This window comes from Lachnobacterium bovis (assembly GCF_900111325.1).
In the GTDB taxonomy this organism is placed as follows: domain Bacteria; phylum Bacillota; class Clostridia; order Lachnospirales; family Lachnospiraceae; genus Roseburia; species Roseburia bovis_A.
Window position 1 is genome coordinate 1,475 of the sequence record NZ_FOGW01000046.1, and the last position, 3,416, is coordinate 4,890.

Sequence of the window (3,416 nt, forward strand, 5' to 3'; positions counted from 1 at the left end):
TCTCCTATTTTTAATCTGTTTTGCCCTTCAAACCTTCACCTCCTAGGGCATGGGATGGAAGAATTATTTAAAATCAAATGCACTATATTTAGTTTGGATAACTATAACCGACACCGACAGTTGGTGGTTTTCTTTTTTCGAAAATATACATCAAAAAAACAGTCCTTACCAACAAGATTACTTGGTCATTAACATATTATTTAACTGCATGATATACATATATCACCTTTATTATGGTTAGTAAGATTCTCCATCACTTCTAATTCCTCTTCTGGTAAATTATTATAGTATTCCTCTAAGCTTTTTGCTTTTACAACTTTTTTTAAATTCGATATCTTTTTAGAAAATTCAATTCCATCTCCATAACTTATTTTTTGTCCTTCTGGTAAGAAATAACTTGCTAAATCATCTGAACTTTTTACACCTTTAAGAAAAAATCTAGCCCACTTACCTTTTTTCCCGATGTATTTTTTTAAGCCTGGGTATACTTTATACAAGTAAGCATCTTTCTTTGGCAAACTTTCCGTTCTAATTATAAAATCAACATCATTATAATCAACATGATTTTGCATATAAAAAACACCTTTTGTATTTATACCATTTTCCTTCAACAACTTTAAGAAATCAAAAGAATCCATCCAATTCTTTCGTGGTCCAAAATCTACATAAAAATATTCATCATATTTTACCATTTCATCTCTAAATATTCCTTTTTCTCCAATATACTCGTAATAAGGATAAAAGTCAATTAGCTCACCACTATTCGTTTCAACAAGTAATGCACCTTTTTGTCCCTTTATGTCCAATCTAGCCAACCTTAACTTTTTAGGACAAATATATAAAAGAGGTTCATTTTTACTGCACACTAAATAATTACTGATTAATTCCTTATCATTTACAATCTTTTTTTTATCAATATCATAAGTCTGTAACTTAATACTTGTTAATTTAGAAGCAAAGTTATCCCCATAATCTTCCAATTCATATAATAATTTTTTCTTTCTATAACCATCTTTTTTTGCAAAAAAAATGGGTTTATTATATGTAAAAGAAATTTGTGTAAACATATTCGAAGATCTTCTTTGAATGTAATCAAAAAAACTCATATCAAGCCGTTCACTATAACTTAGCCTATTATCCGTTACTACAGAACACTTTTGATAATCATCTAATTCCTTTTTCTGATCATTAGTTATATCACTTACAATACATACACTATCATCTGGTGTTGTACTTTTCTCAATTAAATCTAACTTTTTTAGATTTGGCTTAAATGAATTTTTTTCATCACTTTTTGTATAAATTATTTTATCCATCATATGTTGGTGATCATTTAAATATTTAACTCCAAATAGTAACATTAACACTATTACTGCAAGATACACTTTTGCATTAGCGCTTAGTTTTAGTTTTCTTTTCATTTTTTCTTCCTTTCCTGTAGGTTATTATGATATTTTATCTCTTACCCTCTTGGCTCCATCTCTAAATTTTGTTTTAAAATGTTCAGCATCAAACTTATCTATAAAATTAACAGCATCATAGTATAACTTTATATCATTTTCTTTGATATCTGTAATTACAACATCACCTTTAATCAGCTTAACTGCTACATCATACACTTTTTTAGAAACAGTTTTTTTATGTTTTTTTAAATTATCTAATGATTCTTTTACGTCAAGCATCTTTTTTTTATCATCCTCTTCCTCCTTGCTACACACAAATCTCATCTTTTTTCTAAGCATTTCTTCATATATCTGTGTGCCTAGATCTAAAGACTGCATACTAATATCACTGCCATCTGAATCTGTAATATAACTAGTATATGCTTCTTCTAAAAATTCTTTCTTCTTTTTATTCATTTTTTCTTCAAAGTGAAGGTCATTATAAATTGCCTTAGATACCCCTATTAAATTATCTAAACTACAGACACTTGTTACTCCCTTTTTGGTGCTGGTAATAATATTAGTTCCATAAGGTCCTAGGTTGAAACCTAGTTCTGGCATAGTTGGCAAATGAGAGGCTATATTATTCTGATATATATCTCCTGCCTTTGATTTGACTTTACCTGAAAAATCCGTTTTTTTATCAACCCATTTTACTGCATCTTTTGCTTTACCTTCAATATAACTATTAGTAATTCCATCATCTGATGTATATGCGAAAGCAACATCTAATGAAATACTTAGAAGAGGATTTATTTCTGATGCTCCAACTATAAGCATAGTCTTAGCTATTTCACTAAGCTTATCCTTTGTTTCATGTGGTCCTTCCTCTATTTTTTTATTGATGCTATTTTCTTCATCAGAGTCCTCTTTATCACTCTCATCTACACAATAGTCTAATATTTCCGCCTTATTTTCGGAACCATCATCATATTCACAATCTAATTCTATACTTGGCACAGCATCCCTATTTGTACTGTATAAATCTATATCATAAATCTTTATTATTTTTCTATGTTTATAAAATGCATCTTTACTGTATTCTTCACATTTATTATATAAAGATTTATATAGCATATAACATGACATGTCCTGATTCCATTTTCTTTGATACTTCTTAAACTCTTTACTGTCTTCTTCTCTAATATAAATATTTTTTGCAACCGTAACATCACACTGCATAATGATTTTTGTTGTATCACTTAAAATATCTAGATAATTTTCAACAGCTGAGTTTTCTAAGTAAGCGCTAAAACCATTAAATGTCACATTTGGAGCATTCTTAAATGTTTCCGCTGCTTCTTCTGTTGGATCAGGTATATCTTTGTCTTCATCAAGAATAGCATTTATAAATTTCATATAATCATCTTTTGAAGCTTTAGTATCCTTTTCATACATTTCTCTCCATAAACCAAGACCATATTTTGCCATAAAATATTTTGTATAACTATCTAATGTTAAAGGATCTTTTTTGAATGAATTCTCATATTTTTTATGGATTATATTCATAATGAATTCTTCATTTTCTTTGCTATTTGTCAGCGTTATATAATTATACACTTCTGTTGATGAAAAATTATATTTCGCTAGCTGTTTAAATTCGTCTTCTGTTACTCCACGATATTTTAAGTAATTTATGGCTCTATCTTTATATATGACATTCATGTCATCCATGCTTTTTAGATAATCCACTCTCCAAGCTGCATTCTCATCATAATGATACTCTGCGCCTTTAAATGATTTTGATATACCATCTAATATATTCTGAGCTTTTGTAGAATACTCCTCACCCTGTTTGAAATAATTTCTAGTATTATTTTCTATTTGATAATACTTTTCTATCTTTTCATTTATCTGCTTTATGGCCAGAGTATAACCATCTATAATTCTATTATTTACCTTTAATTGTTCTCCTACTATTTGTGCAAGATTTTGTCCAGCTACAGCTGCTACATTTTCTATGTTTGCTTTTCT

At 28.7% G+C, this 3,416-nt stretch carries 2 protein-coding genes; both read right to left on the bottom strand.

All coding sequences use genetic code 11. The annotated features are described in order from the left end of the window. Nucleotides 1-200 precede the first annotated feature (200 nt). Nucleotides 201-1,421, bottom strand: coding sequence for a hypothetical protein (locus BMY79_RS11535; protein WP_074731017.1), 1,221 nt, complete (start codon nucleotides 1,419-1,421; stop codon nucleotides 201-203). Nucleotides 1,422-1,445: 24 nt separating this feature from the next. Next, the coding region (locus BMY79_RS12250) for a hypothetical protein (protein WP_177176454.1) at nucleotides 1,446-3,416 on the bottom strand (1,971 nt) is incomplete at its 5' end.

Excerpts from the sequence above, each read along its gene's own strand:
- BMY79_RS11535 (WP_074731017.1), bottom strand. The coding sequence starts at position 1,421 with ATGAAAAGAAAACTAAAACTAAGCGCTAATGCAAAAGTGTATCTTGCA.